The 14,551-nt window shown below is 69.1% G+C and carries 11 protein-coding genes and 1 tRNA gene; 7 read left to right on the plus strand and 5 right to left on the minus strand.

Features of this window, described 5'->3' with window-relative positions; translation table 11 throughout:
- Window positions 1-132: 132 nt before the first annotated feature.
- The gene (gene uvrA, locus ROTAS13_RS08970) at window positions 133-3,135 is read right to left on the minus strand and encodes an excinuclease ABC subunit UvrA (protein WP_252571251.1); all 3,003 of its coding nucleotides are present in this window, start codon (window positions 3,133-3,135) and stop codon (window positions 133-135) included.
- Window positions 3,136-3,548: 413 nt separating this feature from the next.
- On the opposite strand from uvrA, the gene ssb reads away from it, so the two are divergent.
- From ssb to ROTAS13_RS08995, 5 genes are all read left to right on the plus strand, one after another.
- Window positions 3,549-4,082, plus strand: a complete 534-nt coding sequence (ssb, locus tag ROTAS13_RS08975) for a single-stranded DNA-binding protein (protein ID WP_075822127.1) — start codon at window positions 3,549-3,551, stop codon at window positions 4,080-4,082.
- Window positions 4,083-4,234: 152 nt separating this feature from the next.
- Window positions 4,235-6,916 (plus strand): DNA gyrase subunit A, encoded by a 2,682-nt coding sequence (gene gyrA / locus ROTAS13_RS08980; RefSeq protein WP_244311116.1) that lies wholly within the window; start codon window positions 4,235-4,237, stop codon window positions 6,914-6,916.
- On the plus strand, window positions 6,909-7,436 hold the full coding sequence (coaD, locus tag ROTAS13_RS08985) for a pantetheine-phosphate adenylyltransferase (protein WP_019459811.1): 528 nt from the start codon (window positions 6,909-6,911) through the stop codon (window positions 7,434-7,436). Before gyrA ends, coaD begins: the two co-directional genes overlap by 8 nt.
- A 60-nt stretch (window positions 7,437-7,496) precedes the next feature.
- A complete protein-coding gene (locus tag ROTAS13_RS08990) occupies window positions 7,497-8,021 on the plus strand; it encodes a peptidylprolyl isomerase (RefSeq protein WP_027297167.1) in 525 nt (174 codons plus the stop codon).
- 119 nt (window positions 8,022-8,140) lie between these two features.
- A tRNA-Lys gene (locus ROTAS13_RS08995) sits at window positions 8,141-8,213 on the plus strand.
- 45 nt (window positions 8,214-8,258) lie between these two features.
- Here ROTAS13_RS08995 and ugpC read toward each other — a convergent pair.
- The 4 genes from ugpC to ugpB are packed head-to-tail and all read right to left on the minus strand — an operon-like array spanning window position 8,259 to window position 12,460.
- Window positions 8,259-9,329 carry a sn-glycerol-3-phosphate ABC transporter ATP-binding protein UgpC gene (gene ugpC, locus ROTAS13_RS09000; protein WP_075822128.1) on the minus strand — a complete coding sequence of 357 codons (1,071 nt, stop codon included), beginning with the start codon at window positions 9,327-9,329 and terminating at the stop codon, window positions 8,259-8,261.
- A gap of 5 nt (window positions 9,330-9,334) precedes the next feature.
- A complete protein-coding gene (gene ugpE, locus ROTAS13_RS09005; RefSeq protein WP_075822129.1) occupies window positions 9,335-10,204 on the minus strand; it encodes a sn-glycerol-3-phosphate ABC transporter permease UgpE in 870 nt (289 codons plus the stop codon).
- Complete coding sequence (ugpA, locus tag ROTAS13_RS09010; RefSeq protein WP_075822130.1) at window positions 10,204-11,085, minus strand: sn-glycerol-3-phosphate ABC transporter permease UgpA; 882 nt, start codon at window positions 11,083-11,085, stop codon at window positions 10,204-10,206. Before ugpA ends, ugpE begins: the two co-directional genes overlap by 1 nt.
- Window positions 11,086-11,089: 4 nt before the next feature.
- Window positions 11,090-12,460, minus strand: a complete 1,371-nt coding sequence (ugpB, locus tag ROTAS13_RS09015) for a sn-glycerol-3-phosphate ABC transporter substrate-binding protein UgpB (RefSeq protein ID WP_019459816.1) — start codon at window positions 12,458-12,460, stop codon at window positions 11,090-11,092.
- A gap of 206 nt (window positions 12,461-12,666) precedes the next feature.
- Here ugpB and ROTAS13_RS09020 point away from each other — a divergent pair, with 206 nt between their 5' ends.
- Both ROTAS13_RS09020 and ROTAS13_RS09025 read left to right on the plus strand, forming a co-directional pair.
- Complete coding sequence (locus ROTAS13_RS09020) at window positions 12,667-13,758, plus strand: glycosyltransferase family 2 protein (RefSeq protein WP_058390545.1); 1,092 nt, start codon at window positions 12,667-12,669, stop codon at window positions 13,756-13,758.
- A 10-nt stretch (window positions 13,759-13,768) separates the two neighbouring features.
- The coding region (locus ROTAS13_RS09025) for a glycosyltransferase family 39 protein (protein WP_139323293.1) at window positions 13,769-14,551 on the plus strand (783 nt) is incomplete at its 3' end.

The following is a 14,551-nucleotide window of genomic DNA, read 5'->3' on the forward strand; positions in this document are numbered from 1 at the left end:
GACCTCGCCCAGCCGCCCGGGCCGCGCGGCGGCGCAGACCGGCTGGCGGTGGCCTGGGCCGGGCTGCGCGGGCGGGTCTGAGGACCGATCGCGCTCGCGCCAACCCGTTCGGGGCGGGGACGCGGCCGGGGGTCAGGCCCGCTTGCGCTTCGCCTTCGGCGTGGGCAGCAGGGGGGCCAGGAAATGGCCCGTGTGGCTGTCCGGGTTGGCCGCGACCTCCTCCGGCGTGCCCTGGGCGACGATGCGGCCGCCTCCCTCGCCACCCTCGGGACCCAGGTCGAGCAGCCAGTCGGCGGTCTTGATGACCTCCAGGTTGTGCTCGATCACCAGCACCGTGTTGCCCTGCTTCACCAGCGCCTGGAGCAGTTCCAGCAGCTTGCGCACATCCTCGAAGTGCAGGCCGGTGGTCGGCTCGTCGAGGATGTAGAGGGTGCGGCCCGTGGCACGGCGGGAGAGTTCCTTGGCCAGCTTGATGCGCTGCGCCTCGCCGCCCGAGAGCGTCGTCGCCTGCTGGCCCAGGTGGATATAGCCCAGCCCGACCTCGCGCAGCACCAACAGCTTGTCGCGGATGGAGGGCACGGCGGAGAAGAACTCGCAGCCCTCGTCCACCGTCATCTCCAACACGTCGGCAATGGACTTGTCGCGGAAGCGGACCTCCAGCGTCTCGCGGTTGTAGCGCTTGCCCTTGCAGGTGTCGCAGGTGACGTAGACGTCGGGCAGGAAGTGCATCTCGATCTTGAGCACGCCGTCGCCCTGGCAGGCCTCGCAGCGTCCGCCCTTCACGTTGAAGGAGAAGCGGCCTGGCTTGTAGCCGCGCGCCCGTGACTCCGGCAGCTCCGAGAACCAGTCCCGGATCGGTGCGAAGAGGCCCGTATAGGTGGCCGGGTTCGAGCGCGGCGTGCGGCCGATGGGCGACTGGTCGATGTCGATGATCTTGTCGAGGTATTCCAGCCCCTCTATCCGGTCGTGCGGGGCGGGGACGGTGCCGGAGCCCATCAGGCGCCGCGCCACGGCCTTGTAGAGCGTCTCGATCACCAGGGTGGACTTGCCGCCGCCGGAAACCCCGGTGACGCAGGTGAAGGTGCCAAGCGGGATCTCGGCGGTCACGTCCTTCAGGTTGTTGCCCCGCGCGCCGACGACGCGGAGCGTCTTCTCCGGATCGGGCTTGCGGCGCTCGGCGGGAACCTCGATGCGCTGGCGGCCGGAGAGATAGGCGCCGGTGACGCTGTTGGGATTGGCCGCGACCTCCTCGGGCGTGCCCTGGGCGATGACGTTGCCGCCGCCCTTGCCGGCGGCCGGGCCGATATCGATCAGGTGGTCGGCGGCGCGGATGGCGTCCTCGTCATGCTCCACCACCAGCACGGTATTGCCGAGATCGCGCAGCCGCCGCAGCGTGGTGAGCAGGCGCTCGTTGTCGCGCTGGTGCAGGCCGATCGAGGGCTCATCCAGCACATAGAGCACGCCGGTCAGGCCGGAGCCGATCTGCGAGGCGAGGCGGATGCGCTGGCTCTCGCCCCCCGAGAGGGTGGCGGAGGAACGGGAGAGGCTGAGATAGTCCAGCCCCACATCCACCAGGAAGCGCAACCGCTCGTTGATCTCGCGCAGGATGCGGCCGGCGATCTCCTGCCGCTGCACGGTCAGCGTGCCATGGACGCCCTGGAACCATTCCATGGCCTTGCGGATCGACAGCTCGCTGGCCTGGGCGATGTGGAGGCCGGCGACCTTCACCGCCAGGGCCTCGGGCTTCAGCCGTGCGCCCTGACAGGCCTTGCAGGGGCGGCCGGCCTTGTAGCGCTCCAGGTCCTCCCGCACCCAGGGGTTGTCCGTTTCGCGCAGGCGCCGCTCCAGGTTGGGGAGGACGCCCTCGAAGGGCTTCTTCACCTCGTAGGCGCGCAGCCCGTCCTTGTAGCGGAGCGTGACCACCTCGGTGCCGGTACCGTGCAGGATGCCCTTGCGCACGGCGGCGGGAAGCTCGGTCCAGGGGGTCTTCATCGAGACCTTGAAGTGCTTCGCCAGGCTGTCCAGCGTCTGGTCGTAATAGGCCGAGGAGGAGCCGCCGGCCCAGGGGCCCACGGCGCCCTCCGCCAGCGGGCGCAGATCGTCCGGTACCACCAGGGCGGGGTCGAAATAGCTCTCCGTGCCCAGCCCGTCGCAGACCGGGCAGGCGCCCTGGGGCGAGTTGAAGGAGAAGAGCCGGGGCTCGATCTCCTCGATGGTGAAGCCGCTCTCCGGGCAGGCGAAGCGGGAGGAGAAGACGGTCCGCTCGCCGCTGTCGGCATCCTCGGCATAGGCGACGCCATCGGCCAGGCCCAGCGCCGTCTCGAAGCTGTCGGCGAGGCGCGTCTCCATGCCGGGGCGGACCACGATGCGGTCCACCACGGCCTCGATGTCGTGCTTGCGCTTCTTGTCGAGGTTCGGCGCCTCCTCCAGCCGGTAGAGGGTGCCGTTGATCTTGGCGCGCTCGAAGCCGCGGCGCTGGAGCTCGGCCAGCTCCTTCTTCCATTCGCCCTTCTTGCCGCGGGCGATGGGGGCCAGGATCAGCAGGCGCTTGCCTTCGCCCATGCCGAGGACACGGTCCACCATCATGGAGACGGTCTGCGCCTCGATCGGCAGGCCGGTCGCGGGGGAATAGGGCACGCCCACCCGCGCCCAGAGCAGGCGCATGTAGTCATGGATCTCGGTGACCGTGCCGACCGTGGAGCGCGGGTTGTGCGAGGTGGTCTTCTGCTCGATCGAGATGGCGGGGGACAGGCCCTCGATACTGTCCACGTCCGGCTTGCCCATGAGCTGGAGGAACTGCCGGGCATAGGCCGACAGGCTCTCCACATAGCGCCGCTGCCCCTCGGCATAGATCGTGTCGAAGGCGAGCGAGGACTTTCCCGAGCCGGACAGGCCGGTGATGACCGTCAGCGTGTCCTTCGGGATGTCCAGGTCGATGTTCTTCAGGTTGTGTTGCCGCGCTCCCCGGACCCGGATGGCCGGGCCCTGCACCGGCTTCGGCGCCCCTCGGCCCGCGTCACGCTCCGCGCCCTGCCCGGAAGCCCGGGGCGCCGCGCCGGCCTGCTTCGCCGGGATGGCGCTGGCGGGGGAGGCGGCATCGGCAGTGGCGAGGTCGGTGTCGCGAGAGGCGGCCATGCTGGTGTCCTGGGCTGTGTCCTGGCCGGAGACGGTGCGGCGGCCGGGACGGCGGGTCCGGGAAGGGGACCGGGGAGGAAGACTGTCGGGCAAAGCGGATGGGTCCCTGAAGGTTCCCGCGGAACAGGCTGTGAGGGGCCGATTATGGCAGGATTTGCGGCTTAGTTCACATTGTGTTCTTGCAACCGTGATACCATATCCACGCCGTGGGTGGAGGTTGCCGGGGGGCGCCTCCGCCCGCCTTCCGGGCGAACTTCCCCTGGGGGTGGCGAGCGCCGCTTCCCTTGGGTAAGTTCGCCCGACCCTGTCGGCCGTGCCGCACGGGGCGATACGAGTCGGCCCGGTGTCCTGTCCCACCCGTCCCTTGGCCGGGGCGATGGAGAGAGGCCCGATGCCAGGCAAGAGGTGGATGAATGGCCGGCAGCGTCAACAAGGTGATCCTGGTGGGCAATCTGGGGCGCGACCCCGAGGTCCGCAACTTCCAGAACGGCGGCAAGGTGGTGAACCTCCGCATCGCCACCAGCGAGAACTACAAGGACCGCGAGGGGAACCGCCAGGAGCGGACCGAGTGGCACTCGGTGGCGATCTTCAACGAGCGCCTGGGCGAGGTGGCCGAGAAGTACCTGCGCAAGGGCTCCACGGTCTATATCGAGGGCAAGCTCGAGACCCGGAAGTGGCAGGACAAGGACGGCCAGGACCGGTACACCACCGAGATCGTGCTGCGGAACTTCGGCGGCGAGCTGACCATGATCGGCGGCCGCGCCAGCGGCGGCGAGGGTGGTGAGGGCGGCGGCTATTCCGGCGGCGGTGGCGGCTTCGGCGGTGGCCCGCGCGCCGGCGGCGGAGAGCGCGGCGGCGCCTCCGGCGGACGCTCGCCCTCGCGTGGTGGCGGCGGCGGCGGCTGGGATGCGCCGAAGGGCGACCTGGATGACGACATCCCGTTCTGAGGTCCCGGCCCGAGGGCCCGGACCAGAAATGGGACCAGGAATGATTTTAGGATGACAGCGTGAGCGAGACCGAGGACGGCGCCGGCAACGGCGGGGATGAGAATGGCGCGGGTGTTCCGCTGAGCGGGACGCCCGTCGCGCTCGAGGAGGAGATGCGCCGCTCCTACCTCGACTATGCGATGAGCGTGATCGTCTCGCGCGCCCTGCCGGATGCGCGGGACGGGCTGAAGCCCGTGCACCGGCGCATCCTCTTCGCCATGCACGAGGCCGGCTACACGCCCGACAAGCCGCACCGCAAGTCGGCCCGCGTGGTTGGTGACGTCATGGGTGTCTATCACCCGCATGGCGACGCGGCGATCTACGATGCCATGGTCCGCATGGCGCAGCCCTTCTCCATGCGGCTGCCGCTGATCGATGGCCAGGGGAACTTCGGCTCCATCGACGGCGACCCGCCGGCTGCGATGCGATACACCGAGGCGCGGCTGGCGAAGTCCGCCGCCGCGCTGCTGGTCGGCATCGACGAGGATACGGTCGATTTCCAGCCGAACTACGACGAAAGCGCGCAGGAGCCGCGCGTCCTGCCGGCGGCCTTCCCGAACCTGCTGGTCAACGGCGCCAACGGCATCGCCGTGGGCATGGCGACCAATATCCCGACGCACAATGCGGGCGAGATCATCGACGCCACGCTGGCGATGATCCGCGAGCCCGACATCTCGTTGGAGGAGCTGATCCGGATGGTGCCCGGGCCGGACTTCCCGACCGGCGGGCTGATCCTGGGCCGCGCGGGTATCCGCTCCGCCTACGAGACCGGCAAGGGCGCCATCCCGCTGCGCGCCCGCACGGCGATCGAGGAGCTGCGCGGCAACCGCAACGCCATCGTCGTCACCGAGATCCCCTATCAGGTCAACAAGACCACGCTGCTGGAGCGCATCGCGGAGCTGGTGCGTTCCAAGCAGGTCGAGGGCATCTCCGACCTGCGCGACGAGAGCGACCGCTCCGGCATGCGCATCGTGATCGAGCTGCGGCGCGAGGCGACGCCGGAGGTGGTGCTGAACCAGCTCTACCGCTTCACGCAGCTGCAGATCTCCTTTGCCGCGAACATCCTGGCGCTCGACAAGGGCCGGCCGCGGCAGATGGGGCTGAAGGACGCGCTGCGCGCCTTCATCGACTTCCGCGAGGAGGTGATCCTCCGCCGTTCCCGCTACCGCCTCAGCAAGGCGCGCGAGCGTGGACACCTGCTGATCGGTCTGGCCATCGCCGTCGCCAATATCGACGAGGTCATCCGCCTGATCCGGCAGAGCCCCGACGCCAACACGGCGCGCGAGGCCCTGATGACCCGCGCCTGGCCGGCGGGCGATGTCGGCGCGCTGCTGGCGCTGGTGGACGACAGCGGCAATGTCGTGATCGACGACACGGTCCACCTGACGGAGACCCAGGCGCGGGGCATCCTGGAGCTGCGCCTGCAGCGCCTGACCGGGCTGGAGCGCGAGAAGATCGTCGCCGAGCTGGACGAGGTCGGCGGCCGGATCCGCGAACTCCTGGACATCCTGGCCAGCCATGTGCGGCGGCTGGAGCTGATGTCGCAGGAACTCGCCGAGGTCCGCGCCCAGATCGCCACGCCGCGCGTCACCGAGATCGTCGATGGCGTGCTGGACCAGGACGACGAGAGCCTGATCGAGCCGGGCCTCATGGTCGTGACCATGACCCGCGACGGCTATGTGAAGCGCACCACGCTGGAGAGCTTCCGCGCGCAGAACCGTGGCGGGCGCGGGCGTTCCGCCGCCGGGACGCGCGAGGACGACGTGGTGGTGCGCTCCTTCAACGCGCATACGCACCAGTGGGTGCTGTTCTTCACCTCGCGCGGCATGGCCTTCCGCGAGAAGGTCTGGAAGCTGCCGCTCGCCAGCCCGACGGCGCGTGGCCGTTCGCTGCGCCAGTTGTTGCAGTTGCAGCAAGATGAGCATGTGACGGCGGTGCTGCCGCTGCCGCAGGATGAGGGCTTGTGGGAGAACCTGCACCTCGTCTTCGCCACCGCCAGTGGCAATGTCCGCCGCAACCGGCTGTCGGATTTCCGCAATGTCCGCTCCTCCGGCCTGATCGCCATGAAGCTGGACGAAGGCGACAGCCTGATCGGCGTGCAGACCTGCCGTGAAGGCGACGACGTGATGCTGGCCACCCGCAACGGCCGCTGCATCCGCTTCGTTGCCGAGACGGACACGCTGCGCGTCTTCGCCGGCCGCGACAGCACCGGCGTGCGCGGCATCCGGCTGGCGGATGGTGACGGTGTGATCGCGCTTTCCGTGCTGCGCCATGTCGAGGCGGATAGTGCCGAGCGCGCCGCCTATCTCAAGGCCGCCGCCGCCCGGCGCCGCAACGGGGCCGAGGCGGAGGAGGGAGCCGAGGAGGCTGCACCCGCCGAGGCACCCCTGGAGGCCGACGAGCCGGTGGAGGATGGCGAGGAGGTCTCGCTCTCCGCCGAGCGGTTTGCCGAGCTGGAAGCGGCCGAGGAGCTGCTGCTGGTCGTGACCGACCAGGGCTTCGGCAAGCGCTCCTCCGCCTATGAGTACCGCGTCTCCGGCCGGGCCGGGCAGGGGATCGCCAATATCAGCCTGAGCAAGCGCACGGGGCGCGAGGTCGTCGCGACCTTCCCCGCCAAGCCGGGCGACGATGTCATGCTCGTCACCGACAATGGCCGGCTGATCCGCCTGCCAGTGGACCAGGTGCGGGTCACAGGGAGGACATCCATGGGCGTCACCATGCTGCGCCTGGACGATAACGAACGTGTGACATCCTGCTTCCCCGTGGTGGATGACGGGGAGGGGGAGGATGGCTAGGGCCGCCCGCGCCGAGCGGATCGGCCTCTATCCGGGGACCTTCGACCCGGTCACCAACGGCCACCTGGACGTCATCAGCCGGGCGTCGCGCCTCGTAGACCGGCTGGTCATCGGCGTCGCCGTCAATGTGGGAAAGGGGCCGCTCTTCCCGCTGGAGGAGCGCGTCGAGCTCGTCCAGGCGGAGATGCGGGCGGTGACCGACCGCACTGGCACGCCGATCGACGTGCGCCCCTTCGACAGCCTGCTGATCGGCTTCGCGCGCGAGGTCGGCGCCGGGATGATCGTGCGCGGCCTGAGGGCGGTGTCGGATTTCGACTACGAGTTCCAGATGGCGGGCATGAACCACCGGCTGGACAATGGCATCGAGACGGTGTTCTTGATGGCCAGCGAGCGCAACCAGTTCATTTCCTCGCGTTTTGTGAAGGAAATTGCGCGGCTGGGGGGGGATGTCTCGTCTTTCGTGCCCGCCCTGACGCTCGAACGCACGCTGGCCCGCGTGCGGAATGCCACGGGAGAGTAGTTCCAGATGCGGCGACGCACTCTGCTGACCGCCACGACGTTGATCGCCGGAGGATCCTTGATGAGCGAGAGTACCGAAGCCGCGGCGCCTGCCGACCGCGAGAACATCCTGTTGATGGATCTCAAGGACGGGCGCGTGGTGATCGAGCTACGCCCCGACCTGGCCCCGAAGCATGTGGAGCGAATCAAGACCTTGGCGCGCCAGGGCTTCTATGACGGCACGCCGTTCCACCGGGTCATCGAGGGCTTCATGGCCCAGGGCGGCGATCCGACCGGCACCGGCACGGGCGGCAGCCCGCTGCCGAACCTGCCGGCCGAGTTCAGCCCGCCGGCCAAGGCGCGCTTCATCCGCGGCACCTGCGGCATGGCCCGGACCCAGGACCCGAACAGCGCGAACAGCCAGTTCTTCATCATGTTCGCCCCGGCCGCGAGCCTGGACGGCCAGTACACGATCTGGGGCCGCGTGATCTCTGGCATGGAGGCCGTGGACAAGATCAAGCGCGGCAGCGGTTCCAGCGGCATGGTGCGGGAGCCCGACAAGCTGATCCGCCTGCGCGTCGCGGCGGATGTGCCGGAAGGCCAGTAGCGGGCCTTCCTGAAGGGCGGGGCCGCTGTGGCCTCGCCCTGTTTTCCGCGCCGGACACGGGCTCCATGCTCTTCGCGTGGCGCGGAGCCTGTGCTATCCGTCCGACCGACCCTTCTTGGGCGCCTGTAGCTCAGTCGGTAGAGCACGAGACTTTTAATCTTGGGGTCCTGGGTTCGAGCCCCAGCGGGCGCACTCCAAATCCTGTTCCTGGAATGCTCCGGCCGGGCCGTTGAGCCCTCAGCCCGTCTCCAGCCGCTTTCCAGTCCCGCCATCGAAAACATGGAGTTCTCGTGGGTCGAGGAGCGCCGGCAGCCTGCTTCCCGCGAAGGGACCGTTCACTCGGACGGTGAGCGGCACGCCATCCGGCAGCCTGCCATGCACCACCGTCTCGGAGCCCAGCGGTTCCACGAGATCGACGGTGAGGGGCAGGGCATCCGGCGCCTCTCCGACCAGCACATGCTCGGGCCGCAGCCCCAGCGTCAGGGGCATTCCCGCCGCACCGGGGCGTGGCCCGTCCGCAAAACGGATCTCCTGCCCCGAAGCCAGTTTCGCGCCGACACCGCCTTCCAGCAGCGTGGCCGGAAGGAAGTTCATCGAGGGGCTGCCGATGAAGCTCGCGACATAGGTGTCGGCCGGCTTCGCCCAGACCTCCATGGGGGAGGCGACCTGCGCCGCGCGGCCCTGGTGCATCACCACCAGCCGGTCGCCCAGGGTCATGGCCTCCACCTGGTCGTGAGTCACGAAGATCGAGGTCACGCCCAGCCGCCGCTGGAGGCGCCGGATTTCCGCCCGCATCTGCACGCGCAGCCTGGCGTCGAGGTTGGAGAGCGGCTCGTCGAACAGGAACAGCGCCGGCTCCCGCACGATGGCGCGGCCCATGGCGACGCGCTGCCGCTGGCCGCCGGAGAGCTGGCGCGGGCGCCGATCCAGCAGGGCGCCCAGGCCCAGGATCTCGGCGGCCTCGCGTACCCGCCGGTCGATCTCGGGGCGCGGCAGGCCGCGGATCCTCAGCCCATAGGCCATGTTCTGCGCCACCGTCATGTGCGGGTAGAGCGCGTAGTTCTGGAACACCATGGCGATGTCGCGGTCCGCCGGTTCCAGCGGGGTCACGTCGCGTCCGGCGATCAGCACCTTGCCGGATGTCGGCGTTTCCAGCCCCGCGGTGATCCGCAGCAGCGTGGACTTGCCGCAACCCGAGGCGCCGACCAGCACCACCATCTCGCCATCCGCAACATCGAGCTCGATGCCGTGCAGCACCTGCGTCTTGCCGAAGGACTTGCGGATCTCGTCCAGCTTCAGGGTCGCCAAAGGGCTTACTTCTCCGTTTCGGTCAGGCCGCGCACGAACCAGCGCTGCATCGCCACCACCACCGCGACGGGCGGCAGCAGCGCCAGCACCGCCATGGCCATGATGGTGTTCCACTCGTTCTGGGAATCGCCGTTGCCGATGCTCTTGGAGAGGCCGACCACGATGGTCTCCAGCGAGCGGTCGGTCACGATCAGCAGCGGCCAGAGATACTGGTTCCAGCCATAGATGAAGAGGATCACGAAGAGCGCCGCGATCGAGTTGCGCGAGAGCGGCAGCACCACGTCGCGCAGGAAGCGCAGCGGCCCGGCGCCGTCGAGCCGCGCCGCCTCGGCCAGCTCGTCCGGGATGGTCAGGAAGAACTGCCGGAACAGCAGCGTCGCCGTGGCGGAGGCGATCAGCGGCAGGGTGAGCCCCGTCATCGTGTCGGTCAGGCGCAGGTCCACCATGACCTGGAAGGTGGGGATCAGCCGCACCTCCACCGGGAGCATCAGGGTGATGAAGATCAGCCAGAAGCAGGTCATCCGGAAGGGGAAGCGAAAGAACACCACCGCGAAGGCGCTGAGCATGGAGATCGTGATCTTCCCGACCGCGATGATCAGCGCCATCAGCGCGCTGTTCCACAGCATCACCCAGGCGGGCGTGGTGCGCATGCGGCCGCCGCCCTGCGTCCAGGCGGTGACGTAGTTCTCGACCGCGTCCGGCCCCGGCAGCAGCGGCACCTCGCCGCGCCCCAGGGTGGAGGCATCGTGGGTGGAGCCCATCAGCGCGATCCAGATCGGAAAGGCGAAGATGAGGACGCCCAGGATCAGCAGCGCATGGGCCAGCAGCTTCGAACGCGCCTGCCGGTGGCGTGTCGCGGTGGCGGCATCGGCCATCAGTAATGCACCTTGCGGTCGATGAAGCGGAACTGGAAGGCCGTCAGCGCCACCACCATCAGCATCAGGATGACGCTCTGGGCCGAGGAGGTGCCGAGGTTCAGGTTCTGCACGCCATCCGACCAAGCCTTGTAGATCAGCGTCTCCGTCGCCCGGGCCGGGCCGCCCTGGGTCAGCGCATGGATGACGCCGAAGGTCTCGAAGAAGGCGTAGGTCAGGTTCACCACCACCAGGAAGAAGATGGTGGGGGAGAGCAGGGGGAAGACCACGGTCCAGAAGCGCCGCACCGGGCGGGCGCCGTCGATGGCGGCCGCCTCCAGCACGCTCTGCGGGATGGACTGCAGCCCGGCCAGGAAGAAGATGAAGTTGTAGGCGACCTGCTTCCAGGCCGAGGCGATCACCACCAGCAGCATCGCCTGGGTGCCGTTGAGCCGGTAGTCCCAGGCGAGGCCGGCATTGTTGAGCGCGCGGCCGATCAGCCCGGTCTGCGGGTGGAAGAGAAAGAGCCAGAGCACCGCCGCCACGGCCGGGGCCACGGCATAGGGCCAGATCAGCAGGGTGCGGTAGAGGCTGGCGGCGCGCAGCCTCTTATCCGCCTGCACCGCCAGGAACAGCGCCACCGAAAGGGCCAGGATGGCCACGGAGGAGGAGAAGATCGCCGTGTTCCAGGCGGCCTGCAGCCAGTTCGGGTCGGACAGGACCTCGCGGAAATTCTCCAGCCCGACGAACTCGCTGGAAAGGCCGAAAGCGTCCTCCCGCAGCGTGGACTGGATCAGCGCCTGGAGGGCGGGCCAGTAGAAGAAGACCGCCGTGATCGCGAGCTGCGGCAAGAGCAGCAGGAGCGGCAGCGCCTTGCCGCGAAAGGCGACCTTCTCGCTCATCGGGTCAGCCCTTGTTGGTGCGCTCGAAGTTGCGCAGCACCTGGTTGCCGCGCGTCTGCGCGCTGGCCAGGGCCTGGTCGGCGCTCTGCGCCCCTTGCAGCGCCCGCTCCATCTCCTCCTGCATGATGTTGCGGATCTCGGCGAAGCCGCCGAGGCGGATGCCTCGGCTGTTCTCCGTGGTGTTGCCGCCGCCGCGCAGGAGCTGCTCCACCGGCACGTCGGCGCCGGGGTTCTTCGCGTAGAAGCCCGATTCACGCGTCGCCTTGTAGGCGCCCATGGAAACGGGGAGGTAGCCCGTGTCCTGGTGCCACTTCGCGGCGATGTCCTGCCGCCCGAGATAGCGGAAGAACTCGGCGACGCCCTGGAGCTCGGCTGCCGAGCGCTGCGCCCGGGGGCCACCCTGCATCACCCAGAGGCTGGCGCCGCCGATGATGCTGTTGATCGGCGCGCCCTTCACCTCCGGGTAGTAGGGCAGCATCGCCGCGCCCCAGTCGAACTTCGCTTCCTTCACGGTGCGGGCGCGCAGGCCGGAGGAGGCCATGACGATCGGGCACTCGCCCGAGGGGAACAGTGCATCCGCCGCCGAGTCACGGCCGCCGTAGCGGTAGAGGCCTTCCTTCTGCCACTCCACGAGGTTGCCGAGATGCTTCACCAGCAGCGGGTTGTGGATGCGCAGCTCGGCATCCAGCCCCTCGAAGCCGTTCGCCCTGGTGGCCAGCGGGATGTTGTGGATGGCGCTCACCTGCTCGACGTTCAGCCAGGTGGGCCAGGAGGTGGTCATGGGCGAGGCGAAGCCCGCCGCCTTCAGCTTGCGCATCGCCTCGGTGACTTCCGGCCAGGTCGCCGGGAACTTCGCCGGGTCCAGCCCCGCCTTGCGGAAGGCATCCTTGTTGTAGAAGACGATCGAGGTGGAGCTGTTGAAGGGCAGGGACATCAGCCGCCCGTCGGGCAGGCTGTAATAGCCCTTGATGGCGGCGAGGTAGTCCGCGGTCCCGAGATCGACCTTGGTCTGGGCTGCGAGTTCGTGCAGCGGCACGATGGCGCGGCCGGCATTGATCATCGTGCCGGTGCCGACCTCGAACATCTGCACGATATGCGGCGCGGTGCCGGCGCGGAAGGCGGCGATGGCCGCCACCATGGTGTCCGGATAGCTGCCCCGGAAGGTGGCGTTGATCCGGAACCTGTCCTGCGAATCGGAAAAGTCGGCGGCGATCTGCTCCAGCATCCCGCCCAGCGGCTGGCTCAGCCCGTGCCAGAACTGGATCTCGGTGCGGTTGCCGGTGCCCTGCGCCAGGGCGGGGCGGCCGAGGAGCCCGGAGGCCAGTGGGGCGGAAGCCAGCGCCAAGGCGCCGGCGGCAACGGAACGACGCCGCATGATCGCGTTCTCCCTGTCAGTGAGCGGCCGGCCTTTCGCCGGTGCTTGTTGCGGTCATGCTACAGATAAATGACATTTTCATGAAGGGAGCATGACGTCTCGATCCGCTTCCGGACCGAAACGACAGGGAACGGCGGGAGGCATTGCGGCCCTGCCGGATGCAGCACGCACTTCCGCCGGAGGCGCAGCGGGGCTAAGCCGCCGCCGTGCCCGCCGAACTCTCCGTCATCATCCCCTGCTACAACGAGGCCGCCAATGTGCGGCCGATGCTGCGCCGCCTGGAGGCCGCGCTGGACGGGATCGCCTGGGAGGCGGTCTATGTGGACGACAACAGCCCGGACGGAACCTCGGCACTGGTGAAATCCGTGGCGGCGGAGGATGTCCGGGTGCGCTGCATCCGCCGCATCGGGCGGCGCGGACTCGCCTCCGCCTGCGTGGAGGGCATCCTGTCCTCCTCCGCCCCCTATGTGGCCGTCATCGACGGCGACCTTCAGCATGACGAGACGCGCCTGCCGCTGATGCTGGCCGCCGTGAAGGACGGCGGGGCGGAGGTGGCGGTCGGCTCCCGCAACGTGAAGGGTGGCGAGAAGGACAGCGGCTTCTCCCCGCTGCGCGCCCGGATCAGCGAGGCCGGGGCGCGCATGGCCGGCTCGATCCTGCCGACCTCGGTGAGCGACCCGATGAGCGGCTTCTTCCTGCTGCCGCGCCCCCTGTTCGAAGAGATCGCGCCGCGGCTCTCGGCGCGAGGCTTCAAGATCCTGCTCGACCTGCTGCTGTCCGCCGGGCGCCCCCTACGGGTGACGGAGGTCCCCTACCGCTTCCGCCCGCGCGAGGCGGGGGAATCCAAGCTCGACGCCACGGTGCTGATGGAGTTCCTCGGCCTGTTGCTGGACAAGGCCCTGGGCGGGGCGCTGCCCTGGCGCTTCTTCAGCTTCGCCGCCGTGGGGCTGATCGGCATCGCTGTCCACCTGCTGGTGCTCTGGGGAGCGGTGGAGATCGGACATCTCGGCTTTGCCCCCGCGCAGTGGATCGCCACCTTCGCCGCGATGACGGCGAACTTCCTGCTGAACAACCGCGTCACCTACCGCGACGTGCGGCTCAAGGGGCCGTCCCTCTGGCGGGGGCTGGTGCTCTTCTACCTGGTCTGCGGCATCGGGGCGGCGGCCAATGTCGGCATCGCCCGGCTGCTGGTGCGGGAGGAGACGCTGGGCTGGGGCCTTGCCGGGGCCGCCGGGGCGCTGATCACCGCCGTCTGGAACTATGCCGTCTCCTCGACACTGGTCTGGCGCGCTCGCTGAGGAAAAGCCGATGATGCAGTCCCTCCGCACGCAGTCCCTGCTGACGCCGCTGCTGGCCCTGGCGGCCATCACCCTGGCCCGGCTGATCGCCGCGGCCGTCGTGCCGGTCTCGCCGGACGAGGCCTATTACTGGGTCTGGTCCCGGGCGCTTTCGCCCGGCTACTACGACCATCCGCCCATGGTCGCCTTCTGGATCCGGGCGGGAACGCTGCTGCTGGGCGACACACCGCTGGGCATCCGGCTGCTCGGCCCCGTCGGGCTGCTGCTGGCCACGCTGGCCCTGGTGCGGGCGGGCAACCTCCTGTTTCCCGACCGGCGCCCGGGGGTGATGGCGGCCTCGCTGTTCAACGCCACGCTGCTGGTGAATGCCGGCGCCGTGCTGATGACGCCGGACACGCCGCAGATCGTCTTCTGGTGCCTGACCCTCTGGGCGGTCGCCGAGGCCCATGCCCGCGGGGACGGGCGCTGGTGGCTGGCGGTGGGCCTCTTCGCCGGGGCCGCGCTGCTGTCGAAATACACCGCCGCCTTCCTGGGGATCGGCCTGCTGCTCTGGCTGCTGCTGGATGCGAAGGCGCGGGCCTGGTTGCGCGACTGGCGGCTCTGGGCGGGCGGGGTCCTGGCCATCCTGGTCTTCTCCCCGGTGCTGTTCTGGAACGCGCAGCACGGCTGGGCCTCCTTCGCCAAGCAGGGCGGGCGGGCCGGGCTGCGCGAAGGGAGCCTCACCTTCCGCTACCTGGGCGAGCTCATCGGCTGTCTCTTGATCACATCTACGCACAGCTCCACCGTAAGGCGA

The sequence above is a fragment of the Roseomonas sp. TAS13 genome, assembly GCF_001950415.1.
In the GTDB taxonomy this organism is placed as follows: domain Bacteria; phylum Pseudomonadota; class Alphaproteobacteria; order Acetobacterales; family Acetobacteraceae; genus Roseomonas; species Roseomonas mucosa.